Source organism: Salinibacterium sp. NG253, assembly GCF_015864945.1.
Lineage (GTDB): Bacteria > Actinomycetota > Actinomycetes > Actinomycetales > Microbacteriaceae > Rhodoglobus.
The window spans coordinates 589539-614286 of the sequence record NZ_JADYWF010000001.1 but is presented as its reverse complement, the minus strand read 5'-3'; the positions used below and the strand labels follow the sequence as shown (position 1 = coordinate 614286).

General features: G+C 59.9%; 26 protein-coding genes. 8 read left to right on the top strand and 18 right to left on the bottom strand.

All coding sequences use genetic code 11. From position 1 onward, the window contains the following. Positions 1 to 99 precede the first annotated feature (99 nt). Together I6E52_RS02930 and I6E52_RS02925 are read left to right on the top strand one after the other, a co-directional pair. The gene (locus I6E52_RS02930; protein WP_197105930.1) at positions 100 to 705 is read left to right on the top strand and encodes an ATP-dependent Clp protease proteolytic subunit; all 606 of its coding nucleotides are present in this window, start codon (positions 100 to 102) and stop codon (positions 703 to 705) included. Positions 706 to 707: 2 nt separating this feature from the next. Then, positions 708 to 1382 carry an ATP-dependent Clp protease proteolytic subunit gene (locus I6E52_RS02925; RefSeq protein ID WP_197135950.1) on the top strand — a complete coding sequence of 225 codons (675 nt, stop codon included), beginning with the start codon at positions 708 to 710 and terminating at the stop codon, positions 1380 to 1382. Positions 1383 to 1449: 67 nt separating this feature from the next. On the opposite strand, the gene I6E52_RS02920 is transcribed toward I6E52_RS02925, so the two are convergent. From I6E52_RS02920 to I6E52_RS02850, 15 genes are all read right to left on the bottom strand, one after another. Next, the gene (locus tag I6E52_RS02920) at positions 1450 to 2103 is read right to left on the bottom strand and encodes an urease accessory protein UreD (protein ID WP_307842342.1); all 654 of its coding nucleotides are present in this window, start codon (positions 2101 to 2103) and stop codon (positions 1450 to 1452) included. Positions 2104 to 2181: 78 nt separating this feature from the next. After that, positions 2182 to 2955, bottom strand: coding sequence for an urease accessory protein UreG (gene ureG / locus I6E52_RS02915; RefSeq protein WP_197154772.1), 774 nt, complete (start codon positions 2953 to 2955; stop codon positions 2182 to 2184). Then, positions 2948 to 3622, bottom strand: coding sequence for an urease accessory protein UreF (locus tag I6E52_RS02910; protein WP_197154770.1), 675 nt, complete (start codon positions 3620 to 3622; stop codon positions 2948 to 2950). The genes ureG and I6E52_RS02910 overlap by 8 nt, the downstream gene beginning before the upstream one ends. Continuing rightward, entirely contained in the window at positions 3622 to 5325 is a 1704-nt protein-coding gene (locus tag I6E52_RS02905) for an urease subunit alpha (protein WP_197154768.1), read from the bottom strand. Before I6E52_RS02905 ends, I6E52_RS02910 begins: the two co-directional genes overlap by 1 nt. After that, a complete protein-coding gene (ureB, locus tag I6E52_RS02900) occupies positions 5312 to 5662 on the bottom strand; it encodes an urease subunit beta (protein WP_197154766.1) in 351 nt (116 codons plus the stop codon). The genes I6E52_RS02905 and ureB overlap by 14 nt, the downstream gene beginning before the upstream one ends. Positions 5663 to 5676: 14 nt before the next feature. Further along, positions 5677 to 5979, bottom strand: coding sequence for an urease subunit gamma (locus I6E52_RS02895; RefSeq protein ID WP_197105924.1), 303 nt, complete (start codon positions 5977 to 5979; stop codon positions 5677 to 5679). After that, positions 5979 to 7031, bottom strand: a complete 1053-nt coding sequence (locus I6E52_RS02890; RefSeq protein ID WP_197154764.1) for a HoxN/HupN/NixA family nickel/cobalt transporter — start codon at positions 7029 to 7031, stop codon at positions 5979 to 5981. The genes I6E52_RS02895 and I6E52_RS02890 overlap by 1 nt, the downstream gene beginning before the upstream one ends. 3 nt (positions 7032 to 7034) lie before the next feature. Next, the gene (locus I6E52_RS02885) at positions 7035 to 7967 is read right to left on the bottom strand and encodes a 2-hydroxy-3-oxopropionate reductase (protein ID WP_307842483.1); all 933 of its coding nucleotides are present in this window, start codon (positions 7965 to 7967) and stop codon (positions 7035 to 7037) included. Beyond that, positions 7928 to 8779 carry a hydroxypyruvate isomerase family protein gene (locus I6E52_RS02880; protein WP_197154759.1) on the bottom strand — a complete coding sequence of 284 codons (852 nt, stop codon included), beginning with the start codon at positions 8777 to 8779 and terminating at the stop codon, positions 7928 to 7930. Before I6E52_RS02880 ends, I6E52_RS02885 begins: the two co-directional genes overlap by 40 nt. Before the next feature lie 9 nt (positions 8780 to 8788). Then, entirely contained in the window at positions 8789 to 9667 is an 879-nt protein-coding gene (locus I6E52_RS02875; protein WP_197154757.1) for a carbohydrate ABC transporter permease, read from the bottom strand. A 9-nt stretch (positions 9668 to 9676) separates the two neighbouring features. Continuing rightward, a complete protein-coding gene (locus tag I6E52_RS02870) occupies positions 9677 to 10543 on the bottom strand; it encodes a carbohydrate ABC transporter permease (RefSeq protein WP_197154755.1) in 867 nt (288 codons plus the stop codon). Positions 10544 to 10652: 109 nt separating this feature from the next. After that, positions 10653 to 11975, bottom strand: coding sequence for an ABC transporter substrate-binding protein (locus tag I6E52_RS02865; protein WP_197154753.1), 1323 nt, complete (start codon positions 11973 to 11975; stop codon positions 10653 to 10655). A 52-nt stretch (positions 11976 to 12027) separates the two neighbouring features. Continuing rightward, a complete protein-coding gene (locus tag I6E52_RS02860; protein WP_197154752.1) occupies positions 12028 to 12987 on the bottom strand; it encodes a nucleoside hydrolase in 960 nt (319 codons plus the stop codon). Positions 12988 to 13022: 35 nt separating this feature from the next. Continuing rightward, a complete protein-coding gene (locus I6E52_RS02855) occupies positions 13023 to 14465 on the bottom strand; it encodes a dihydroorotase family protein (protein ID WP_197154751.1) in 1443 nt (480 codons plus the stop codon). Further along, the gene (locus I6E52_RS02850; RefSeq protein WP_197154746.1) at positions 14450 to 15277 is read right to left on the bottom strand and encodes a hypothetical protein; all 828 of its coding nucleotides are present in this window, start codon (positions 15275 to 15277) and stop codon (positions 14450 to 14452) included. Before I6E52_RS02850 ends, I6E52_RS02855 begins: the two co-directional genes overlap by 16 nt. A gap of 354 nt (positions 15278 to 15631) precedes the next feature. Here I6E52_RS02850 and I6E52_RS02845 point away from each other — a divergent pair, with 354 nt between their 5' ends. Beyond that, positions 15632 to 16648, top strand: coding sequence for a LacI family DNA-binding transcriptional regulator (locus I6E52_RS02845; protein ID WP_197154745.1), 1017 nt, complete (start codon positions 15632 to 15634; stop codon positions 16646 to 16648). 73 nt (positions 16649 to 16721) lie between these two features. Here the strand turns inward: I6E52_RS02845 and I6E52_RS02840 are convergent, their stop codons facing one another. The 3 genes from I6E52_RS02840 to I6E52_RS02830 all read right to left on the bottom strand — a co-directional run bounded on the left by I6E52_RS02840 (position 16722) and on the right by I6E52_RS02830 (position 18728). Then, a complete protein-coding gene (locus I6E52_RS02840; protein ID WP_197154744.1) occupies positions 16722 to 17357 on the bottom strand; it encodes a copper resistance CopC family protein in 636 nt (211 codons plus the stop codon). Positions 17358 to 17365: 8 nt separating this feature from the next. Then, on the bottom strand, positions 17366 to 18085 hold the full coding sequence (locus tag I6E52_RS02835) for a YcnI family protein (RefSeq protein WP_197154743.1): 720 nt from the start codon (positions 18083 to 18085) through the stop codon (positions 17366 to 17368). Positions 18086 to 18149: 64 nt separating this feature from the next. Beyond that, entirely contained in the window at positions 18150 to 18728 is a 579-nt protein-coding gene (locus I6E52_RS02830; RefSeq protein ID WP_197154742.1) for a hypothetical protein, read from the bottom strand. Between the two features lie 191 nt (positions 18729 to 18919). On the opposite strand from I6E52_RS02830, the gene clpX reads away from it, so the two are divergent. The 5 genes from clpX to I6E52_RS02805 all read left to right on the top strand — a co-directional run bounded on the left by clpX (position 18920) and on the right by I6E52_RS02805 (position 24681). Continuing rightward, positions 18920 to 20197, top strand: coding sequence for an ATP-dependent Clp protease ATP-binding subunit ClpX (clpX, locus tag I6E52_RS02825; RefSeq protein WP_197124245.1), 1278 nt, complete (start codon positions 18920 to 18922; stop codon positions 20195 to 20197). A gap of 202 nt (positions 20198 to 20399) precedes the next feature. After that, a complete protein-coding gene (locus I6E52_RS02820) occupies positions 20400 to 21617 on the top strand; it encodes an ROK family transcriptional regulator (protein ID WP_197154741.1) in 1218 nt (405 codons plus the stop codon). Further along, positions 21617 to 22564: a carbohydrate ABC transporter permease gene (locus tag I6E52_RS02815; protein WP_197154738.1), complete on the top strand. Its 948-nt coding sequence runs from the start codon at positions 21617 to 21619 to the stop codon at positions 22562 to 22564. The genes I6E52_RS02820 and I6E52_RS02815 overlap by 1 nt, the downstream gene beginning before the upstream one ends. Continuing rightward, positions 22557 to 23384, top strand: a complete 828-nt coding sequence (locus I6E52_RS02810) for a carbohydrate ABC transporter permease (protein WP_197124248.1) — start codon at positions 22557 to 22559, stop codon at positions 23382 to 23384. The genes I6E52_RS02815 and I6E52_RS02810 overlap by 8 nt, the downstream gene beginning before the upstream one ends. A gap of 55 nt (positions 23385 to 23439) precedes the next feature. Beyond that, entirely contained in the window at positions 23440 to 24681 is a 1242-nt protein-coding gene (locus I6E52_RS02805; protein ID WP_197154736.1) for a sugar ABC transporter substrate-binding protein, read from the top strand. Positions 24682 to 24748: the final 67 nt, after the last annotated feature.

Here is a 24748-nt window from a genome sequence, read left to right as displayed (position 1 = left end):
CTCCGGCGACGCGGTACTTTGCCTAGGGCGAACACGCCAGAATAGCGGCGCGTACTCGGATAGATTCGTATCACGCGATAACTGAAATGGAGCGCAACAATGGCCCAACCGGCATTGGTCTCGAGCATCTTCGACCAACTCCTCAAGGACCGCATCATCTGGCTCGGCTCAGAGGTGCGCGATGCAAACGCGAACGAGATCTGCGCAAAGATCTTGCTGCTCGCCGCAGAGGATCCCAAGCGCGACATCTACCTTTACATCAACTCACCCGGTGGATCCATCACCGCGGGAATGGCGATCTACGACACGATGAAGTTCGTGCCGAACGACATCGTCACCGTCGGCATTGGCCTTGCCGCCTCGATGGGGCAGTTCCTGCTCTCTTCGGGCACCAAGGGCAAGCGCTACATCACCCCCAACGCGCGTGTGCTCCTGCACCAGCCGTCGGGTGGATTCGGTGGAACCGCTGCAGACATCCAGACTCAGGCTGGCGTCATCCTCGATATGAAGAAGCGCATGGCCGAGCTCACCGCCGAGCAAACAGGCAAGAGCGTCGAGCAGGTTCTCATCGACAACGACCGTGATAACTGGTTCACGGCCAAAGAAGCTCTCGAATATGGCTTCGTCGATCACCTCCGCGAATTCGCCTCCGACGTAGTTGGCGGCGGCGGAACTGAAGACAACGCAACCGGCAAGAAGGACTAATTATGGAGAACTTTAACCTCGGAGCACAGGCTCCCGCCGGCATTGGTCGTCCGGATGCTGATGCTCGCTACATCTTGCCGACGTTCGAAGAGCGCACGGCCTATGGCTACAAGCGTCAAGACCCGTACGCGAAGCTGTTCGAAGACCGAATCATCTTCTTGGGTGTGCAGATCGACGACGCTTCCGCTGACGACGTTATGGCTCAGCTTCTCGTTCTCGAGAGCCAAGACCCTGACCGCGACATCGTGATGTACATCAACTCACCCGGTGGATCGTTCACCGCAATGACGGCGATCTACGACACGATGCAGTACATTCGTCCTCAGATTCAGACCGTTGTTCTCGGTCAGGCTGCTTCGGCTGCTGCCGTGATCACCGCCGGTGGAACCAAGGGAAAGCGTTTGGCTCTGCCCAACGCTCGCATCCTGATCCACCAGCCGAGCGGTGGTTCTGAAGGCTCAAGCCAGGCTTCGGACATCGAGATTCAGGCTCGCGAGATCCTGCGCATGCGCGGATGGCTCGAAGAGACCCTGTCGTTCCACTCGAACCGCACTCCTGAAGAAATCAACAAGGACATCGAGCGCGACAAGATTCTGAGCGCAGCTGAGGCAATGGAGTACGGTCTCATCGACCAGGTGCTCACGAGCCGCAAGACGCTTCCGGCGATCACGAGCTAGTTTTACGTTCTTAACGTTGCTGAGGCCGTCACCCATTGCGGGTGGCGGCCTCAGTGCGTTAACGGCGCTACGCCAATGCCCAATCTCGCCACACGGCATCGAGCGGCGAGAGGTGGGTTTCTCGTCCAAGCCACCGTGCAAGGCCGCCCGGCTCCTCGAAGTCGAGCACGACTGCAGCGGAATCGATGGACGACGCGGGTACCCGCGCGCCAGCAAACAAGACGGTATCCATGACACGTTCGCCACCAAGATGACCCCACACAGGTGCGTTACCGTCGAAATCTTGCTGCTCAATCAACACGGGGACAGCGTTTGCCGAGACGGAGGTTCGGGTTACCACCCGACCGCCTTTTTCCCCTTCGCGCCCTAAGACAAGAGTTTCCCGAATGAGCGCGACAGCGCCGTCAGCCAACTCGACGTCGAGGACCCGCTCGACGCAGGCGCCGTCGGCAATGATGAACGGGAGCGTTGCCCACGACAATCGGGCTCCAACCTCCAGCCGGACCTGAATCGTCATGGTTGCGGACCGTCCCTCACCGTCGTACGCAACCATTCCGCCAATGTCTTCGAGCGTGAGCTGGCAACCCGCGCCGACCGTAATTTCGATCGCAACAGTGTCGCCGCCGAGCAGTAGCGCGCCCCCGGCGACGAGAGCGACATCCGCCGAGGTATCCGTGCACGAGATGAGTCGCGGTATGAGTATCCCTGCCCTTAACTCCACGCGCGCGTTTCCTGACGTGTTCGCGTTTACCGCGACTCGCGTGACTCGCGAAGCCGCCTCAGACTGCACGCGAAGGCCTTAAGCTCTCACGGGATGGTCGTGGTCGTGGTCGTGGTCGTGGTTGTGGTCTGAACTGGGACTGTGGGTGTGAACCACAGCTTGGCCGCCCTCATCGAGGTGACTATGCGGCGCCATCGGACCGGGGTCTTGGGGGCTGTGAGTTCCGGAGCGATAGGCGGCGAGCATTTCGAGCACCCACAGCCGTAACTGGGCAATCGAATTGTCATCCGTTCGCGACAGAGCAACAACAGGCCGACCTTCGCGCGCGTGAGTTGCGTCAGAGACCATCATCTCTACATCAACGCCGACGTAAGGCGCGAGGTCTGTCTTGTTTACTACGAGCAGATCGGCGCGGGAAATGCCCGGGCCGCCCTTGCGCGCAACGTCGCCGCCGCCGGCGACATCGAGCACGAAAATCTGTGCATCCACGAGCGCGGGAGAGAACGTCGCGGTCAAGTTGTCACCGCCGGACTCGATGATGACGATGTCGAGGGGAGCGAAGTCGGCTTCAAGATCTTCGGCAGCCAGCAGGTTCGCTGTCACGTCATCACGAATTGCGGTGTGCGGGCACGCGCCTGTCTCCACTGCGCGGATCCTTTCGGGATCCAGCACTCCAGCGGATCGCAGGAAGCGCGCATCCTCATCCGTATAGATGTCGTTGGTGATGACACCGAGTCGCAGTTCCTCACCCAGAGAACGACACAGAAGTGCGATGAGCGACGACTTTCCAGTTCCCACGGGACCGGCTATTCCCAGACGTAGTGCGCGGGAGGGGGCGTTGTTTTCAAGCACGGAACAACCTCTTCTTCATAACAGCGTGGGCCTCGGCCCACCCTTCGGCTTGCGGAGCGCCCAAGGCGGGGATCGCCTCAGGCGTAGTGATAAGCGAGAGCTGATGGACAAAAGGTTCGGCTACTTCGCAGGCGTTGAGCACCCAGGTAACCACTGTGGCCGGGTCGATCGGGTCGAGCTTCAGCACAGCGGATGCCGCATTCTGAACCTCTTCGTAGACGACAAGACGAACCAGGTCGGCTGGCTTCATCTGGGCAGTTGCCGCGATCGCACCGAGAACCACAGCCCGGGGTGGCTGCCGCAGTTGAGCGCAGAACGCAATTGATGCGCTGCTCGGCCACACGGTGCGGCCAATCCTTGTGTAGCCGCGCCCGAGGAGCCTGGACGCGTCGCGTAATGCCGGGCTCGGGGTTCTCGCCGCCCACGCCGCGATTAGTGCGTCCATTTCTGGCGGCGCGGCTTCGCTGATGAAATGATGCCGTGCTACTACCGCCGTTCCGGCTTCGACGAGTGTTGTCGAGCTTGTTTTCCCGGCAAGGAACGAGGGGATGTCGTCTCGCTTAAGCCCACCAAGCAAAGCAGGCTCCATTCCCGCCGAGTGAGTGTGTCCGCCGGTGGGCAGGCGCGCATCAGCGAGGAGCATCGCGAGCGTCCCCGAGTCGACCATTAGAACATCGTGTAGAGCTGAGCGAGGGGCAGGGTATCGACGGGAGCGGGCACGACAAGTTCGTCATCGATCGAGATCGCGAAGGTGTCTGGACGAATATCGATCTTAGGGAGCGTGTCATTGTTCTTCAGGTCATGCTTGGTCACTTCCCGAGTGGACTGCACGGCGACGACGGTGCGCCCGAGCCCCATCCGTTCCTCAAAGCCGTCATCAATTGCGGCCTGCGCGACGAACGAGAGTGAGAGTCGGTCGCCAATGGCATCCGCAAATGACGGTCGCATGAGCACCGGCTGTGGCGTAGGGATTGAGGCGTTGGGATCGCCGAGAGCGCCCCACGCTAAGCCGCCTCCCTTAATGACAACTTCGGGCCTAATGCCGAAGTATCGTGGATCCCACAGCACCAAGTCAGCCAGCTTGCCTGGCTCGATGCTCCCTACTTCTTTATCGATTCCGTGACCGATAGCGGGGTTGATTGTGTATTTAGCGATGTAGCGCCGTGCGCGCTCGTTGTCGGCGGGGTGCGCGGCGCCCAATGACCCGCGCCGTGCCTTCATGACGTGGGCAACCTGCCACGTGCGCGCAATGACTTCACCAATTCGCCCCATTGCCTGGGAGTCAGACGACGTGATCGACAGCGCTCCGATGTCGTGGAGGATGTCTTCTGCCGCGATCGTTGTCGCCCGGATTCTGGACTCCGCGAAAGCGAGATCCTCCGGAACCGACGCATTCAAGTGATGGCACACCATCAGCATGTCGAGGTGTTCCGCAACAGTATTTATGGTGTGGGGGAGCGTCGGGTTCGTTGATCCCGGGATGACATTGGGCAGAGACGCGATCGACAAAATATCGGGCGCGTGACCGCCGCCAGCACCTTCAACATGAAATGCGTGGATGCCGCGTCCGCCGATCGCATCGATCGTGGACTGCACATAGCCGGCTTCGTTGAGCGAATCGGAGTGCAAAGCGACCTGTAGACCGAAGGTGTCGGCCGCCTCAAGAGCCGCATTGATCGCTGCAGGTGTCGCGCCCCAATCCTCATGAATCTTGAAACCACCAGCACCGGCTAACGCCTGTTCCTTGAGGGCTTCGGGCGAGACGGTGTTTCCCTTGCCGAGCAAGAGCAGGTTGACAGGCAGTCGATCCATGGCGCGGTGCATGGTTTCCAGATGCCACGCGCCGGGGGTGACAGTGGTGGCTTTTGATCCCTCGGAAGGCCCGGTGCCGCCACCGACCACGGTAGTGATTCCTGTGGCGAGCGCTTCATGAATTTGGGAGGGGGAGATGAGGTGAACGTGAGAATCAATACCCCCGGCGGTGAGGATGCGACCCTCTCCCGAGATCACGTCAGTCGACGGGCCGATCACGAGTAGGGGATGGACGCCGTCGGCGATGTCAGGGTTTCCTGCACGGCCTAACGCAACGATTCGTCCATCTTTGATGCCGACATCCGCTCGCTGAATGCCCCACCAGTCGAGCACTATGGCATTCGTAATGACGGTATCTAGCGCGCCTTCGGCGCGAGTGCGCACGCCCTGAGCCATAGACTCGCGAATCGATTTGCCGCCACCGAACACGGCTTCTTCTCCGCCCACGGTGAGATCGCGCTCGATTTCGATCCAGAGGTCAGTGTCGCCGAGGCGTATCTGGTCGCCCGCAGTAGGACCATAAATTGCTGCGTAGCGCTGTCGGTCAATGGATACCATCGAGTTGCTCCTTGCCTGCGTGCGAAATCTGGAGGCCGGGAATGCGCCTCGCGCCCTGAATTGCTACCGCGTCGAGTTCTCGAGACGCACCTGGTTCGAACCGTTGCGATGTGCCCGAGGGGATATCGAGCCGGAAGCCGTGGGCCGCTTCGCGATCGAATTCGAGGGCGGTGTTAGCGTCTGGCAGGTGAAGATGGGATCCGATCTGGATTGGCCGATCACCAGCGTTGAGGAAGACAACACGAATTCGCTCGGCCGGCATGCGGTCGGCATTGAGCTCTATGGTTCCGGGGCGAATCCTGAAGGCGCCTGGTCCTTCGGAGCTTGCACTAGCCATGATCTATCTCCCTCTTACTGGATGGGGTGATGCAAGGTGACGAGCTTGCGGCCGTCGGGAAAGGTTGCTTCTACTTGAACGTCGCGGATCATGTCGGCGACACCGGGCATCACTTGGGCTCGAGTGAGCACCTCCCGGCCTTCGTCCATGAGGTCGGCGACGAGTGCGCCGTCGCGGGCGCGTTCGATTACCCAGCTACTGAGCAACGCAATGCTCTCCGGGTAATTAAGGATGACCCCGCGGTCGAGTCGCTCCCGAGCGACCATCGCAGCAACGCTGAGCAATAGTTTCTCGGTATCGGCAGGAGTGAGATGCATCAGACGCCTTCTTTCATCATCGGCTGAGGAGCAACGAATGCAGAGGTGCGATCGCCGTGTGATCGTCCGACTGCCAGCACAACAAGCCAGCCAACAAGGATGAGCCCCGCTAGTACGAAGCCAAGAGATGACACTTCGGCACCCGAGATCCAATTCAGTACACCCGCAGTTCCTCCGGATGCAGTCACCGCCGACGCGAGCTGCACGACACCGACAACAACCGCGACGGTGACAGCGACGACAGTCATTCCGACGCTGAAGGCTCGTTGCACGCGTGAGGAGCGCGAGCCTGGTCGGTAGACGCGGCTCGCCATGAGGCCTTGGAGGGTATCCATTGCGGTCATTCCTGCTGCGAACAGAATGGGAAGCGCGAGCACAGCCCACAGCGAAGTAGACGAGAGAGCGGCTGCGCCCAACAGGACGAGAAGCCAGATCTCTGTGGCGGTATCGAGGCCGAGTCCGAACAACAGACCGACTACGTACATTCGACTTGGTCGATCCACAGCCTTATCGAAACGTCCGAGTAGCCACGTGACGGGGCCACGAACTCCGTGACTATGGGAACGGGTGAGCGCAATAATGTTGGCAGCGGCGATGACGAGCAGGAAGACTCCTGAAATCGTGGGGCCGTAGACAGTCGTGGTGAACTGAACCGCTGAGCCGTCAGCTGCCATGGCCGTTTCCAATGCCTGCCCGAATGCCATAAGAAGCACGCACAGGACCGTGACGATCGTCGAATGCCCCAGCGCGAACCAAAAACCGACGGTGCCGCGCGCTTCGCGGGGCGACGTCGCGAGTCGTCGGGTCGTGTTGTCGATGGCGGCGATGTGATCGGCATCGAAAGCGTGACGAACTCCTAACGCGTAGGCGGTGAGCCCGATTCCGAGAGCGACGGCCAACCCGCTCGCTGCGCCCGAGGAGTCCGTAGCTGATGGCGCGCTCGCGAGAACGAGCGCGCCGAACCCGACGACGTGGAGCGCAACGATGGCACCGAGAACGCCCCAGGAGCGGTTCATGCGTGTGGTCGTGGCAGACCGTGACGGCAGGCTCACGACTTATCCCTCGGTCTGATCGTCACTGCGGCCGGAGAGTTCACTGACGAGGGTGAACAATGCCGAATGATCGAGGTCGCCGTCGCCGCGGGCTTTGAGCGATCCCATGAGCTGCGCCACCACCGCACCGAGCGGAATAGCGACGCCGGCTTCCCGTGCCGCAGCCGTGACGATTCCCAGGTCTTTATCGTGCAAGGTCACTCGGAAGCCCGGTGCGAAGTTTCGCGAGAGCATGTTCGGAGCTTTCCGCGAGAGCACTGTGCTGCCGGCAAGACCTCCCGAGAGCACCTTCACTGCCGGTTCCATGTCTACGCCGTGAGCCTCGAGAAAGACGAGAGCTTCGGCGACGAGTTCCATCGTGCCGGCCACAATGAGCTGATTGGCGGCCTTCACCGTCTGGCCCGAACCTGACGGCCCCACGTGAACGATGGTTGAGCCAACGGCGTCGAACACGGCAGAGGCCTGAGCGAAGGCCTCTGCTGATCCTCCGACCATGACCGAGAGAACACCCTCGATAGCTCCTGCTTCACCACCCGAAACTGGAGCATCGAGCATCTGGACTCCCACGGCCGCGGCTTCTTCGGCCAGCCGGATGGCAACATCCGGTCGAATTGTCGAAAAGTCGATGACGAGGGTGCCCTGCGGCACATGTGCGAAGACGCCGCTTTCGCCGCTCAATACAGATTCGACATCGGGGGAGTCCGGCAGCATTGTCACCACAATCTCGGCGCCGGCGATCGCCTCTTCGATGCTCTGTGCGCCTGACCCGCCCTGTGAAATGAACGTGTCGACGGCGGCACGGCTGCGGTTAAATCCTGTTACGTCGTGGCCGGCGGCGACCAAGTTTGCCGCCATGGGCGCTCCCATGATGCCGAGACCGATGAATGCAATCTTTGTCATTGTGTGAAACCTCTCGTTACTGAAACTGTGATCGATGGGAAACCATTGAGATTGGCGATACTGGCTTGAGTGTCGCCAGTGGACGGCTTGTACTCGAGCGCGACCGCCCCGGTATAGCCCTGCTCGGTCAATTCGCTGAGATAGCGGTCTAGATCGAGCGTTCCGGAGCCGGGTTCTCCTCGGCCAGGGAAGTCCGCGATTTGTACATGCGCAACGGATGAGGCGTGACTCTTGATAGCGGCGGAAACGTCATCCCCGTTCGCAGCTAAGTGGAAAATGTCGAGCAAGAAAGCAACATTCGGGTGTCCGGATGCCCGGACGCGATCTACCACCGCGATCGCGTCTGCTGCGGTACGTAGCGGATAAGGCTTGGGGCCGCTGACAGCTTCGATGAGGACTGTCGCCCCGATGGTGGCGGCAGCGTCGGCGGCAAAGCCGAGGCTCTGGATCGCGAGCTCGTCCTGTGCTTCTGGAGTCGAGGTCTCAACTCGGTTTCCATACAGCGCGTTGAACGCTCCCACGTTGAGACGCGAACCGATGGCCGTCGCGATTTCCACGCTGTCACGAAATTCTGCTTGGCGGTCAGGAAGAGAGACGACGCCGCAATCGGGCCCGAAAAGATCACCAGCAAAGTAGTTGAGTCCGACAAGCTTCGCTCCGGAATCGTCAATAGCCCCGACGAACTTGTCGACGTCGCTATCAGTGGGCGAAGCAGAATCGAACGGCCACCAATATTCGATCGAATCGAAACCAGCGTTATAAGCGGCGGCGGGCCGCTGCAGGAGGGGCAGCTCCTGAAACAGCAGCGAACAATTGGCGACGTAGGTGGAACGTTGGGGGGAGTTCATGCGATGTCCTTACTTGAGTCCGGAAGAAGCGAGGCCCTGCACGAAGAAGCGCTGAGCGAAGAGAAAGAGGAGGATCAGCGGCACTGTGGCCACCGCAGCGCCCGCGAACGTCAAGCCCCAGTTCGGCAGCTCACCCGCAGATACCGACTGAGCAATGGCGACCTGAATGACCTGGTTCTGAGAACTTTGCACGACCGTCAACGGCCAGAGGAAAGCGTTCCATGAGAACAAAAAGGTCACGAGGCACAGAGTTGCCAACGATGTGCGCACGTTGGGAAGGATGATCGACCAGAAGACCCGGAAGTGTCCCGCACCATCGAGTCGTGCCGCCTCATCCAACTCCATCGGGATCTCTTCGAAGGCTTGCTTCAAGAGGAAGAGCCCGAAAACGCTCGAGACCCAAGGAAGAGCGACCGCGAGGAGCGTGTCTTGCAAGTTGAGGCCAGCAATTACCCCATACATCGGCACGACAAGCGCTTCTGCCGGAAGCATGAATGTTGCGAGGATCACCGCAAAGACCACGCCGCGGCCTTTGAACGAAATTCTTGTCAACGCGTAGGCGGCGAGGGTGCAGACCACCAGGGTGCCGCCCACTTGGATGAACGCGACGATGAGGGAATTGACAAGAGCGAGACCGATTCCTTTTTCGAAAAGCGCCACGAAGTTGTCGATCGTTCCGCCGACGGGAAGAAACACCTTCCACGAGAGCGGATTGAGATCATCGAAGATTGCGGTCTGGTTTTTGAATGCAGACGACACCATCCAGAGGTAGGGCAGGAGGAATGCGCCCACGATGATGGCAATCACCACGAACGAGACGCCGAAGCGAGCGATAGTCCGGGGGATTCGGCGAAGCTGAGTTGGTTCCGCTATGCGTTGAGTAGTCATGGCGTCCTCCTAATAGTTCCAACGAGTGCGAAGTAACCGCATCTGGATCAAGCTGATGATGATGGCGAAAGCAAGCACGACGAGCGCCATTGCTGAGGCGTAGCCCGGCTGCTGAAGAATGAACGCCGTCTTGTAGATGTGGTAAATGATGAGGTTCGTCGTGCCCTGAGGGGCACCGCCCGTCATGATGTACGCCGGCGCAAATGCTTGGAGTGCGAAGACAGTCATCACGACGACGATGAACAGGGTCGTGCGGGAAAGCAGCGGAAGAGTGATGCTGAGCGTGCGACGGAGGGGGCCGGCTCCATCCATATGCGCTGCCTCGCTGAGCTCGGCGGGAACTGCTTGCAGTCCGCCGAGAAAGAGAACGGTGGCGAGACCCACTTGTTGCCAGACGGTCATCACGATGATGGCGGGAAGTGCTTGGGTGGTGTCGGTGAGGAAACCTGCGGGCGGAATTCCTACTGTCGCGAGCACTGAGTTGATCAAGCCGGTCTCATTGAGCAGGAACGTCCAGAGTGTCGCGACGACCACCGACGAAGTAACAACGGGAAGAAAAATCATGGTGCGTACGAGAGCCCGAGCGGGTAACTTTCCGTTCAGGAAAACTGCGAGCGCGAAAGACGCGGGGACTACAAGAACGAGGACACCGAGAATGAACGCGAACGTGATCAGCAGCGACTGGATCGTCTCTGCATCCGTGAAGATCCGGATGAAGTTGTCCGCACCGACGAAGGTTGCGTTGTCGGGGTTGAAAAGGCTGTAGTCGAGCACGCTGCTGCGAGCCATGACTGCCAGCGGAATGTATTGGAAGACCAGCAGAAGCAGAAGGAACGGAGTGAGGAAGGCAAGCGCAGGCAGTGCGCCCTTCCCCATCGCGCTCTTCGATCTGCGCCTGGGCGGGAGCGAAGTGCTCCCGCCCAGGTCTCTGACCGCGAGCGGCGTGGAATCGATCGGGCCAGAATGCATGACGATGTTTCCTGTTCTACTTCGAGAGGATCGGGTCGAGCTTGGCGACTGCCTGATCGAGCTCAGTCTTCGGATCCGCTCCGTATGCGATGTTCTTTAACGCTGCAGTGACGTAGAGGTCATACGCGTCGAAGTGCGGTCCGGGAGGACGCGGTACGCCCCACTCCTGGATCTCTTCGACGGGAATGTTCAACGGTGCTTCGCTGAGCGAAGGCAGTGCTTCGGTCGTCGACACCAACACTGGAATCCGGAGGTTGTTCTCAACCCACTCGAGGTACTGGTCACCGGTGTCCATTGCAACAACGGCCGTGGCCGCTGCCTCTGCGTTGTTCGAACGTGCGGTGACGCCGAATGTAACAGCGCCGGTGTGCACAACAGGAGTAACGAGATACGGCGTTGGGCTCACACCGAAGTCCACTCCCGCGCTAGTAAGAGTCGTAGCGTTGGAGCTCACTTCGAGGTCGAAGCATGCTTTGCCATCGATCAGTGCATTGGGAAGACCAGTCTTCGATGTCACAGCATCCGGGCCTTCGAACAAGTTCTGGTAGAAGGTCGCACCCTCGATAGCCTCTGGCGTGTTCAGCCAGCCATCGACAGTGGTGCCGTCGTCAGAGATTGCATAGAACGTCTTGTAGGCCGACGACGATTCCGGAGCAGTGGGGTCTCCCATGCTGCGCAAGAAGAGCTGATCGCGGTACGACGTTCCCGGGGTGCCGTCTCCGAGTCGTGACGGTGCGAGACCGTACACGGTCGACCCAGCAGCCTCGGTTGCCGATACCTGGCAGGTCAGCATTGCGGCTTGCGCCTCTGGCCATGTCCACGCGGTGTCAAGAGAGGTGGGAGGTGTGATGCCGGCAGCATCAGTCAGCTCCTTGTTGAAGTACAAGGAGAGAGTGTCTTGCTCGTTGCCGGGCGAGTAAACCTGGCCGTCCCACGAGTTCTCTGTCAACGTCGCTGACGTCACGTCGTCAAACCAGCCATCGGGCAGGTAATCGTCAAGGGGAAGCAAGAAGCCCTGCGATGCGTAGGAGGCGGTGCTAGGAGCATCAAATCCGACAATGTCTGGCGGGTTCGACGACGGTGCGAGCACCGCGATCTTCGCTGCCAAGTTGCCGAACGGAACCTCGTCGACCGTGAAAATGACGCATTCGTTGGCTGCTGTGTAGGCATCCAATTGCTCGTCAGTGGGGGAGTTGTTTTCTGCGCGGAGTACGGAGAGTTCCGTCACGCCGTCCTCGCAGCCTGCGATGGTGGGGGTGGAGCCGGCAGAACATCCGGCGAGAGCCATAATGGCTACCGTCCCGACCGCCGTGCTCAGTGTTGCGATGTTGCGTTTCATTGTTTTCCCTTGCTTAGGTGGAGCGAAATATTCGAAACGTGAAGAGCAGTGGTTATCGCTGGATAGAGACACACTCCTTCAGCAGTCGATAGAAGACGTCAGCGTTCGCCGTCAATGCGACGTAGGCGTTCGGTTCTTCTATGCCTCGGTGACGAACGTCGATCACAGTCCTGCCGAACGTGCGCACTCCTGTTGTCTCGATGCCGACGTGAAGGTGGTTAAGAGGAAGGACAGCGGGGTCGAGCAAATACGCGATGCAGACGGCATCGTGAATGGGGGCGCTGTCGGGAATCGCCTGCGGCTGGCTTTCATCGTGGGCGACGATGCGCTGCTGAATGCAGATCGCGGTCGCCAGTCCAGCAGGGGTGCTGAGAGCGTGAAGTTCGGATGCCTGTGCTCCGGTGACGAGTGCGTCGTGCGTCGCGTCGAGAGGTACCAGAACAATTCGCTTGAAGCCAGCCTTGAAAACCACGTCAGCAGCTACGGGGTCATGCCAGATGTTCGACTCGGCCGACGGTGTCGCGTTGCCGAAAGCGTGTGCGCCTCCCATGATCACAATCTCGTCAACCTTGTCGATGATAGAGGGATCGAGGGTAATCGCTGCAGCGATGTTGGTCAGCGGACCGACTGGCACCAGCGTGATGGGTTCCGTGCGCGCCCGCAGCGTTTCGACTAACCACTCGACAGCCCCCTGTGTTTGAGCAACCGAGGTGGCGGGCGGGAGGTCGAGTTCCTTCGGGTGCATCTTTCCGCCGCTGTGGTCATCCGAAGGGCTGGGCTGCGGTACGCCGATGGGGCCAAATGGCTCATCGAGTCCCCGATAGACAGGGATGTCGGAGCGGTTGATGTAGTCGAGCACGCGAAGCGTGTTGTCAGTCGTATTCTCGACCGGACGATTGCCCCACACGGTGGTGCACGCAACGAGGTCGATCTCTGGCGATAGCGCTGCCATCATGATTGCAATCGCGTCGTCAGTTCCTGTGTCGACATCGAGGATGATTGACCGTGGCATGTAGTGTGCTCCTTCTTGGTTGGTGATGATGAGGATCAGACCGCGAGTGCGGGGTCTGTCCGGAAGCGATCGTTCAGCATTTCGCCACGGAAGTCCTCGCGTGGGAACGTGCCATCAGCGAAGACGACGACGCCGCCGCATACGGTCACGCTCGGCCACATCCGCAGTGTCATGCCGGCGTAGGGCGAGTAGTCGATGGGTGAGTGAAGATCCTCGATCCGCACGACTCGCTCGCCCTCCTCGAGGATGACGAGGTCAGCATCCATGCCGATTGCGACCTTTCCTTTGCCTTCGAGGCCGAATCTCAGAGCGGCATTGCGCGAGGTGAGTTCGATAAGGCTTTCCATGCTCATGCCGTTGTCCACGACAAGGTGCGTCAAGAGCAGCGGGAGCATAAGGCCGATGCCGGGCAATCCAGGCTTGGAAGTTTCCCAGTCAGTCTTTGCGGCACTTGGCCATTCGTTGTGGTCGGATCCGAAGAAATCGATCTCGCCCGCAAGAACTGCCTCGGTAATGGCGTCGGAAAGACTGCGGTCGCGGATGGGCGGGGCAACTTTGCCCTCCGGGCCAATTGCCGACTCAGTGCTGAGCACCATGTAGTGGACGCATGATTCGAGCGCCGCGCCCGGGTACCCCAGAGCCTTCCGAGCTTTGATGGCTTCCAAGCTGGAGACGTGCACGATCGATACTTGGCAGCCTGCTTCTTCGGCAAGGTAGAGAGCAGTCCACGCGGCATCCCCTTCGGCAATGGTGGGGCGCGAACGTTCCCACCCTGCGAGCGAGTCGAGCCCCGCGGTGCTCTCCGTTTGCATCGCCGCGTCGACGATGTCGCCGTCCTCGGCGTGCACCAACGCTTGAGCGCCGTTCGCGACGATCGCGGCGAAGGCTTCCCGCATTTGCGCGTGGTTGAGGCTTCCGATTCCGCCGAGGTTCTTGGCCTCTTCACCCCGGTAGGGCATGAAGATCTTGAAGGTGCGCATGCCTTCCTTGGTCGCCTGCTCGATTTCCGAAACCTGGCCCATGTTCATGAGGCAGCCGTGGAACATCACATTGATCTGAGACTGAGCGCGTGCTGCGGCAAGGCCATCGTGGAACGAGTCAAGAAGCGACGGGGTGCCGAACTGTACGTAGTTGAGCGCAGTCGTGCAGCCACCGGCTAGTGCGCCGCGCGACTCAGCGGAGAAGTTGTCGTCTGGACCAAGGCCGGGAATGTGGTTGTATTCGTCGGCGCGCTGGTTGATGTGAGCGTGGGAATCGATCGCGCCGGGAATCACCCAGCGGCCCGCAGCATCTGTGGTTTCGGTCGCGTAGCCCAGATCTTGCAGGTTGCTCGACATTGCGACGATGACGCCGCCCTTGATGCCGATGTTGTAAAGCGCGTCGTCGTCGGAACGAATCTTTGCGTTCGTGATGACGAGGTCAAGTTGCTCGGCAGGCGCGGAGGCGCTGTGATCGTGGGACATTACTGTGCCATCCATTCAGTCTTCAGATAATCGGTGTCTAGGTAACGTTCGGAAAGTTGGGTGCGGTACCACTCGTCTCGCTCTGTTTCATCGAGGGCTCGGTACTCGCGCCACAGGAGTCCGATGGCTACCCCGGCGTAAAGCTGGTAGTCGAGAACATGGGCGAGCGCCTCGTGGTTGTTGAGGAGTGCGTCGGCGCTTTCAGCGGTGAGCGTTTGAGGGGCCAACGTGACGAAGTCAGCGAAAGCTGCGCTCTCGACCGCTGCGAGTGAGTCAACGTGGGGTCGTCCTTCTGGGCGGGAATCGACGTAGGTGACGAGATCGTCGTACAGGGCGAGCCATTGGCTCCGTTGAGGCTCATCGAGCCAGAGTGCAGAGCTGAAGAGCATGAGGGCGTGGTGTCGGATCATCGTGTAGTCCTCCACGAGCCCGTCGAGCTGAATCTGGAGAATGTCGTTTGTGATCGACATTTGGATGCGGCTGGTATCGGTCAGCAATGTGCGGTACGACGGGTTAGCGTCGAGCACGGGAGCGTAAGCGATCTCGATGAGGCGAAGAAAGAATGCTGCATCGGGAAGATGCCAGATGCGGCGAACTGCTTGGCTTGAGTCCAACCACGTCAACATGAAGTTGCCGAAAGTCCAGTCGGTCTCGTCGTCGGCGAGGACACCGACGACCTCGGCACGATGAGCGACCGGCCCAGCGAGCGAGAGCAAGTGATCAGAGTGCGACTGGGCCTTCGCGACCCACGCTGGCACGTCAGCCGCGACAACTGGTGCGCAGGTCGGTGCGTAGTGGTGGGGCGAGGGGAGTGAGGAATGAGCCACAGCCTTGGTTCCTTTCGAATCGCCGGATGAGCGTGCGATGTGAGGTTTGTTTAGCGATCTACGCGGGTAGATTGTGGACTATACAAACAGACCGTTTTGTCAGGGTCAAGCGTGAATACTGAAAATCGCCCTGTGATTGCGCAGAGTTAACGTCGAAGAAACATAGAAATCTGCGTGAATTCTTGCTGTACGCACTTTTATTGCCTACCCGCGTAGATTATTTTCGGGTAAAGTGAATTATCTTTAGCCTTCTGCTGCGGGTCGCGTCACGTTCGCTTGTGCGAGGTGTGGGTCATCCACGTACTCCACGCAGCACAGGGGGACAACACTGATGAATAGGGGATCGGATACACCGTGGTAACCAGAGACGATGTTGCTCGCGAAGCGGGCACTTCTACGGCTGTTGTCAGCTACGTCATGAACAACGGCCCTCGGAATGTTGCAGCGCCCACTAGGCAACGCGTACTCGATGCGGTTGCACGGCTCGGTTACCGCCCCAATGCCACGGCTCGTGCTTTGGCGTCAGCATCCAGCACAGTCTTGGGGCTCATTGCTTCCGACATCACTAACCCGTACTGCAGCGAGCTTGCCATCGAGGTCGAGAACTCCGCTCTTGCACGCGGTCATTCGTTGCTGCTCGGAAACGCCATGAATAGCGACGAGCGACAAGCGCGCCACCTTCGCTCGTTCATGGAACACCAAGTGCGGGGGATTCTCTTCGTCGGCAGCACGGATGAGCGCCGTTCAAGCCATGAAGAGACCTCCAGCGTGCTTGAGGGCAACCACACACCTCTGGTGTTCTTCGACCGTCCGGCAAGCGAGCTTGGAGCGACCGCGATTCTGGTTGATAACCGAGGCGGAGGTTTTGCCGCCACCTCGCATTTGCTCGACCACGGGTACGAGTCCGTTGCGTGTTTCTCTGGCCCGGCGCACCTATATGGCGTCAGCGACCGGCTAGCCGGGTGGGGCGATGCTCTTGAGGCAAAAGGTATGAAAGTCGAAGACCACGAGGTTTTCGAGAGCGAATTCGATCGCTACAGCGCTTTTGCCCTCGCACGAGATATTTTTGCGCGACCCACCCGCCCGCGGGCAATCTTCGTCCATAGTGACGAGCAAGCATTCGGAATCATGACCGCAGCCACGCAGGCGGGGCTCAGTATTCCCGAGGACCTCGCGCTCATTTCTTTCGATGGGCTCAAGGAATCGAGCATCGTCTTGCCCCGACTCACGACCGTCCAGCAACCGTTCCATACGGCGGCCTCGCTCGGAGTGGATGTTCTTCTTGACGCAACTCCGGGGGCCCAGGAAGCGCCCCACAATCGTGTTCTTCCGCTGGAACTCACTATTCGTGAGAGCTGCGGCTGTCGATGATTGGTGGAGCTGCCGCGCCAGCCATAGCGTCGGCTTTGCCGGCGGTCCGAGCTGGCGGCTGTAATCGGCCCCGCTAAGACGCGTCGTGTTCGTCTTTCTTGCGCTTCGCGGTGATCAAGAAGATCGCCACGCCCGCAATCAGGACCAGAGCGATTGCTCCGCCCACGAGCACGATGGTGCCTGCGTCTGCTGTGGCGGCTTCACTGTCCGCTTCGTCCGGCACCGCGTCGGCAGAATCGGGTGGGGGAGTTGACTCCTCCAGCGTTCCGCCACCGCAGGCTGGAGGCCCGCTCAGTGGGTCGGAGATCGTCTGGTCGACATCCGGCTCCCACGTGAAGTCGATTTCGTCTGAGACAGTGTGGCCGTCGGCGGAAACCAGTTGCCAGAGCATCCGGTAGTCGCCTGCTTCACCTAGAGTCGCGCCGGTCGACAGCGTTGCGTCGCGGATGGTGAAGCAACCGTCGCCGTAATACCCACCATTCGAATCCAAGATCTGAATCGCGAATCCGCCACCGTCGCCAGCGAGATCGAGCAGGGTGTCGTTTGTGGTGACCGAGAATTCGTCGGGGAGCACGGTGAGGGTCTCGCCCTCAAGGGGTGTGCTCTCGACGAGATAGTTGTGGGCGTACGCGGGCGCGGCCACGAGCAGCGTGAGGGCTGCTAGCATGGCCGCGCCGAACGCGGCGCCGGCGCGAATAACTCGACGCATTGACCGAACTACTTAGCGGTGGGGCGGCGGAAAGCGAATGCGGCTACGAGACCTGCGAGGCCGGCGACGAGGCCTGCGATGCCGAGACCGCGAGCAACGGGGTCGCCGCTGCTTGCAGAGTCAGCAGAGTGCATTTCCTCATCGGCCTCAGCAGTGTCGTGGTCGCCTTCGTCGCTGTCAGCTGCAGCGTCGTGGTGGTCGACCGCTTCGTCGTTGACGTAAAGGATGGGAGCTGGCTTCTCTGCATCCTCCTCGACACCGTTCCAGCTGACGACGCTTCCGTCGGTGTAGCTCTGGTCGGCGGCGAGGACGACACTTCCGACATCAGGAACCGGCCCGAGCGAGATGGGGAGAAGCAGGAGTCCGCCATCTCCGAGCTCTGAGCCAGCCTGAGCTGTCCACACGATCGAAGTCACCGCCTCAGTGATTTCGCTTTCGCCGATCATGACAGGCTCGGGCAGTTCGCTGCGCACGAGTTCAGCATCCCAGCCTGCTACCGGCACGAAACGCACGCTCGTGAAAGGGGTATCGGTGAGCAAGAACAGCTCTACTCGGTTGGTCTTTTCGGTTTCAGATTCATTGGGAACCTTGACCGTGATGAGCGCGTAGTCGCCGGCGTCTGCCTGACCGGGGTCGATCGTCACGTGGGCCATAGCGGCGAGTGGTGCTGCAATGGCGAGGGCGGCGCCCGCCGAGAGTGCGAGTGCAGCTTTAGTGAAATTCTTCATTAGTTTCTTTCTCAAAAGGGTCGCGATGGCGCGACAAATATCGGGGATGCTGAGCGGCGTAGTGCTAAACCGCGGGCACGATGGCTGGTGGGCCCCGATAACGCATGGTGGAGAGAACTCGTGCAACAAGCGGTGTCGCTGGCGCGGCGGAAGGCACAACGCGGAATTCGAGAATGTAGGTTCCGGCGAGGGTTGCGGATGCGAGAAGCCGCGACACAATGACGCGGGCCGTTTCGAACAATCCCCAGAACGCAACCTCGGCGTAGCGGAACATCAGAATCGTGATGACTGCGGCAGCGAGATGCGAGAGCGACATCGCGGAATCCGCTGTTTGGGCCGCCGAGGAGAAGTCAAAGGTCATGGCTGCCATGCTGTGCGGCGCGATGCCTTCGGGCGCCAGCATCGAACTAAACAGTGTGTGGTAGAGCGCTTGGCTGGCAAGAATGGCGGCGCTCAGGCGCCCGATCGAGACCGTGCGGCCGGCCAGCAAAGTGCACATAGTGACTGAGATGACGAGGGATACGCCGATGCCGAACAGCGAGGGGGTGACGCCGCCCGCAATGTGGTGCGAGATGGCGGCCGCAAAAGTTGCGAAGAGCGCCGCGAGACTGCCACGAAGAACGCGCATGGCACGGGTATGCATGGGGCTCCTTATCTCAAGCGGCGTTATAGCCCCTCAAGCCTAGTTCGTGTGGCGCTGTAGCGACGCCGGGTGAGCGTGGGCTGAGCCCCGGTGGGCGACTCGCCGAAACGCCGCCGGGAATTGTGACGGAGACTGAACGAATATCGGGTTAGGCTCGTAATCAAGGTATTTACTCAAGGAGAGGAACCGGCATGGCCCGAATTGGGGAAAGCGCGGACCTGCTCAAGTGTTCCTTCTGTGGCAAAAGCCAAAAGCAGGTACAGCAATTGATTGCCGGTCCGGGCGTATATATCTGCGACGAGTGCGTAGATCTGTGCAACGAGATCATTGAAGAGCGTCTTGCTGAAGCTGGCGAAGAAACGTCGAGCGAATTTGACCTGCCTAAGCCGCGTGAAATCTACGACTTCTTAGAGGAATACGTCATCGGCCAAGAAGCAGCCAAGCGCTCGCTTTCGGTAGCCGTTTATAACCACTACAAGCGTGTTCGCGCCCGCAACACCATCACTTCGGCAGATGCAGTGATTGACGATGTCGAGATCGCTAAGTCGAACATCCTGCTGATCGGTCCTACCGGTTGCGGAAAGACGTATCTCGCACAAACTCTGGCTAAGCGCCTCAATGTGCCCTTTGCCGTTGCGGATGCCACTGCGCTCACCGAGGCTGGCTACGTCGGCGAGGATGTCGAAAACATTCTCCTCAAGCTTCTGCAGGCTGCTGACTATGACGTCAAGCGTGCTGAGACGGGCATCATCTACATCGATGAGATCGACAAGATCGCTCGCAAGGCAGAGAACCCTTCCATCACTCGCGACGTGTCAGGCGAGGGTGTGCAGCAAGCGCTCCTCAAAATTCTTGAAGGCACTGTCGCTTCTGTTCCACCCCAGGGCGGTCGCAAGCACCCGCACCAAGAGTTCATTCAGGTGGATACCACCAACGTTCTCTTCATCGTTGCCGGTGCATTCTCTGGCCTTGAAGAGATCATCTCGAACCGCGCGGGCAAAAAGGGCATCGGCTTCGGCGCTCCGCTGCACAGCAAGGGCGACGATGTGAACCTCTTCGGCGAGGTTCTGCCAGAAGATCTCCACAAGTTTGGTCTCATCCCTGAGTTCATTGGTCGTCTGCCTGTTGTAACCACGGTTACGCAGCTCGACCAGGTTGCTCTTATGGACATTCTGACAACGCCAAAGAATGCGCTCGTGCGCCAGTACCAGCGCATGTTCGAAATCGACGGCGTTGAGCTTGAGTTTGAACGCGATGCCCTCGAGTCAATCGCTGATCTTGCCGTGCTGCGTCAGACGGGTGCTCGCGGCCTTCGTGCGATTCTCGAAGAAGTGCTCGGCCCGATCATGTTCGATGTTCCATCCGACGAAACTGTTGGCCGCGTCATTGTGACGAAGGCGGCCGTGCTGGAGAACGCAGCACCCACGATCATTCCTCGTGAGCCCGTGCGTGCCGAGAAGTCGGCCTAACCGCACCGCATAGAAGCGCAGGCGACCCACTGGGTCGTCTGCGCTTTTTCGTTTTCGGGCACACACGCGACCGTGAACACGCCCCAATTGTGCCTATTGTCGCGCCGAAACGCTGGGTTGTCTGTGCCGGTGGTCTAGTGGCCATTGACAGGGGGCCGAACTTAATTCTATGGTTTGTTTAGTCCTGAACTAAGGGGAACCAATGGCGATTCGTCCGATGGCACGTACCGATGTAAACCGGTCAGCAATCCTTGCTCACCTGGGTGCACACGGTCCGGCATCCCGTGCTGAGCTTGCTCGCACGCTGAGCCTGTCACCGGCGCTCATGACGCAACTCACCAAAGACCTGCTTCACGACGGACTTTTGCGAGAACTCGAACATCAGGCATCGCAGGGCGGACGACCGGCACGGATGCTTGGCCTCGTCTCGAGCGCTGGGCGCGCGGTTGGCGTAAAGGTGGCCTCCGATCACGTGGCATTCGTTGAGGTCGGAATCGATGGCACAGTGCTGCGAACGGCTAGCGAACCCTTTGACGCCTCGGCGACCACAATGCTGATGTCACTTGCTGGGTTGCTTCGCTCCTTCATCGCTGGTGGCTCATCCGCGCCGCTCCTCGGCATCGGAGTCGGTGTTCCCGGCTCCGTCGATTCTCAAGCCGCTGGGGTAGTGAGTTCCACGCAGCTGAAGTGGAACAACGTGCCGATCGGCGCCACTCTGCGCCGCGAACTGGGACTCCCCGTTCTCGTGGAGAACAACGTGAACGCTCTCGCGATGGCGGAGCGTCTCTACGGTCTCGGCCGTCGTCATCGCAACTTTCTCGCCGTGACAATTGGAACCGGTATCGGCGCCGCAATCGTGATTGACGGTCTTATCGTTCGCGGCTTCGGCGGCGGTGCTGGCGAAATCGGCCACATTCCGGTGCGTGACGATGGTCCCCGCTGCACGTGCGGAAACATCGGATGCCTTGAGACATTCGTATCGGAGAGCGCGCTAGTGGCGACGGCTCGCGATCGCAACATCATCGCTCCCGGCGCAGGAGTTGCGGCACTTCGTGACGCAGCAGATCGCGGGAATGCCGATGCCATCGCCGTCTTTGGCGAGGCCGGCCACCTGTTGGGCCGAGCAATTGCTGGGCTCGTTCACGTGCTTGATCCCGAGATCGTCATTCTGCTGGGGGAGGGCACAGCCGACTGGGGACACTGGTCCTATGGTTTCGAACCGGCTTTCCGTGCTGCGCTCATTCCCGCGCGACGGGGCATCCCTGTTGCTGTCGAGACCTGGCAAGACGCCAGTTGGGCTCAGGGCGCTGCCACTCTTGTACTTGCGACTCCGTTCGACGCTGAGGGGATTGCCGGAGAACAAGGTGACCTCGTTCGTCAGCGTCTCGTGCAGCAGGCTTCCCCGCAAGAGAGCTCCTGATGGTTCTCCCGACCGTACTCACGGCGCCGGCGGCGCCACCACCGCAACGCGCGCCCCTCAGCCGGAAGAAGAAGCGCGCTAGCGCAGGCTATGTGCTTACCGTGCTCGCATTCCTGCTGCCGAGCGCCATCCCGCTGACCCTCTTCGTGCTCGGGCCCATGGTCGCGGCGGCGTGGATCAGCTTCACCGAGTGGAACCTCATCACTCCCATGGAATTCATCGGATGGGAAAACTACCGTTCCCTTCTCGCCGACGAACGCACCGGGCAAGTCTTCCTGCACACTATCGGCTACATCGCCGGGTACCTGCCGCTCGTCTACATCGGGGGACTAGCGTTAGCGCTCGCGCTCAACCAAGCGCTCAAAGGGCGTTCGTTCTGGCGGGGCATCTACTTTCTGCCTGTCGTCACAAGTTGGATCGCCGTGGCCATTGTCTGGCGTTGGCTCCTTAACCCCAACAACGGTGTCGTCAACCTCGCGCTTGGCTGGTTCGGCATCGATGGCCCCGGTTGGTGGACCGACCCCGACTGGGCAATGATCTCGATCATCCTTGCGAGCTCGTGGAAAGACCTCGGCTTCGTGATGGTCATCCTGCTCGCTGGACTGCAGACGATCAACCCTGATCTGTATGACGCTGCCAAAGTCGATGGCGCGGGGGCATGGAACCGTTTCTTCAACGTCACGATCCCGATGCTGAGCCCCAGCACGTTCTTTGTCATCGTGATCTCGCTGATCAATGGCTTCCAAGTCTTCGACCAGGTCTATGCAATGACCGGCGGTGGACCGGGCGGATCAACACAGGTGGTCGTGCAGCAGATTTACGACCTCACCTTCCGCTATGGGGCTGCGGGCGAAGCATCCGCCCTCTCATGGTTGCTCTTCATCGTGATTCTCGCGGTCACCGTCATTCAAATTATTGGACAAAAGAGGTGGGTTCACTATGGCTAAGTCGCCGCGCACTCGCCCCCGGTCGATCGTCTTGCATGTCGTCGTCATCGCCGGCGCGATTGCGATGTTCTTCCCCTTCTTGTGGACGTTCATCACCTCGATCACTCCGGGCGCTGGGTTCTCCATCGCTCCACAGCTGTGGCCCGAAAACCCATCATTCGAGGCATACCAAACACTCTTTACGGAGCGACCATTCGGTCGGGTCGTTGCGAACAGTATTGGGCTCGCCCTCGTGACCACACTGGCGCAACTCTTCACGAGTGCCACCGCTGCCTACGCCTTTAGTCGACTACCGTTCCGCGGTCGCGGCGTTGTCTTCGCGGTCTACCTCGCCACCATGATGATTCCGCTTCAGGTGCTCATCGTGCCGCTCTTTGCTGAGCTCAAGGCATTCGGGTTGCTCGACACCTACCTCGGTGCTCTGCTCCCAACGTTTGCGAGCGCCTTCGGAATCTTCTTGCTTCGCCAGGCCGTGAATCAGGTTCCCCGAGAGCTTGACGAGGCGGCGAAGCTCGATGGTGCTGGTCACTTCCGAGTGTTTACCCAAATCATCATCCCGAACATCCGCCCCGCACTCGCAACGCTGACCGTGTTCGCCTTCATGAGCAGTTGGAACGCGTTTTTGTGGCCACTCGTCGTGCTGCGCTCACCCGAGTTGCAGACACTGCCGATCGCTCTAGCGGGGCTTCAAGGCCAGTACACGACCGCGTGGGACGTCGTGATGGCCGGCTCGATCGTGAGCATCTTACCGATGCTCGCGCTCTACATTTTCGCCCAAAAGTACATCATTCAGGGCGTCGCAAGCTCAGGGATCAAGTAAGGCCCCGAGGCACCAGAGATCCATTCATAACCTGACATCAAAGGAGATATCTAGCATGAAACGTTCACTACTTGCTGCGGGAGGAATCGTCGGAGTCTCAGCACTGCTGTTGAGTGCCTGCGCCAGCGAACCTGCCGCCGAAGACGGCCCGGTCACCATCACCTACTCGAACTTCACCTCTTCGGGCGGCAACGAAGACAACCTTCAGACGATTGTTGATGCGTTCGAGGCAGAGAACCCCAACGTCACTGTTGACATCACGACGCTTCCCTATGGCGACTACTTCACCACCCTCCAAACCGACCTCGCGGCCGGAACGGTGGCGGATGTCGTGGACACCAACTACGACTTCTTCCCCCAGTTGGCTTCGAGCGGTTCGCTCGCTCCTCTCGAAGTGACTAACCCCGAGTCATACCGTGAGTCGCTCATTGACGCGTATGCCGTTGACGGCACCAGTTACGGGCTGCCGAGTTCGTTCTCCGATGTTGTGCTGTACTACAACGCTGACCTCTTCGATGCGGCCGGACTCGACTACCCGACGAGTGACTGGACCTGGGCTGACGAGCAAGCGGCAGCGGAAGCTCTCACCGATTCCGCTAGCGGAACCTGGGGCGACCACCAGCCTGTGTCGTTCTACGAGTTCTACAAGGTGCTCGACCAGAACGGTGCATCGTTTTTGAGTGACGACGGAACCTCCGTCGCGTTCAACACACCGGCAGGCATCGAGGCAGCCGAGTGGCTCACAGACAAGAGCGGCACTGTAATGCCCACGATTGAAGAGGGTCAGGGCACAGCAGACTTCGACACGAACCTGTTCCTCGAGGGCAAGCTCGGCATGATGCACTCCGGCATCTGGGTCTTCGGCGCACTCGCCGACGCACCATTCACGTGGGACATCGCCGTTGAGCCTGGAAATACCCAACAGGCCAGCGCAGTGTTCTCCAACGCGGTCGGTGTGTCAGCAGCATCCGACCACATTGCCGAAGCGACCGCGTTTGCCGAATTCTTGACGTCGTCGCAGACAATGATCGATGTTCGCCTCGATAGCGGTTGGGAACTTCCTCCCACGAGCGACGAAGATCAACTCGCCGTCTACCTGACCAAGGACAGTCCGGCTAACCGCCAGGCCGTCTTTGACTCGCTCGACTCGATTGCGCTCACGCCACTGGTCGAGAACGGCCAGCAGGAGATGCAAGACATCGTCACCGAGGAACTGATCGAAGCACAGGCAGGACGCAAGTCAGTCGCCGACGCTCTGGCCAGCGCTGAAGAACGAATCAACGCAGTAATCGGATAGTACGTCTCCCGAGTGAGGCCCATCTTGTTGACGCGAGATGGGTCTCACTCCCAGCTGGCCCAGGAGG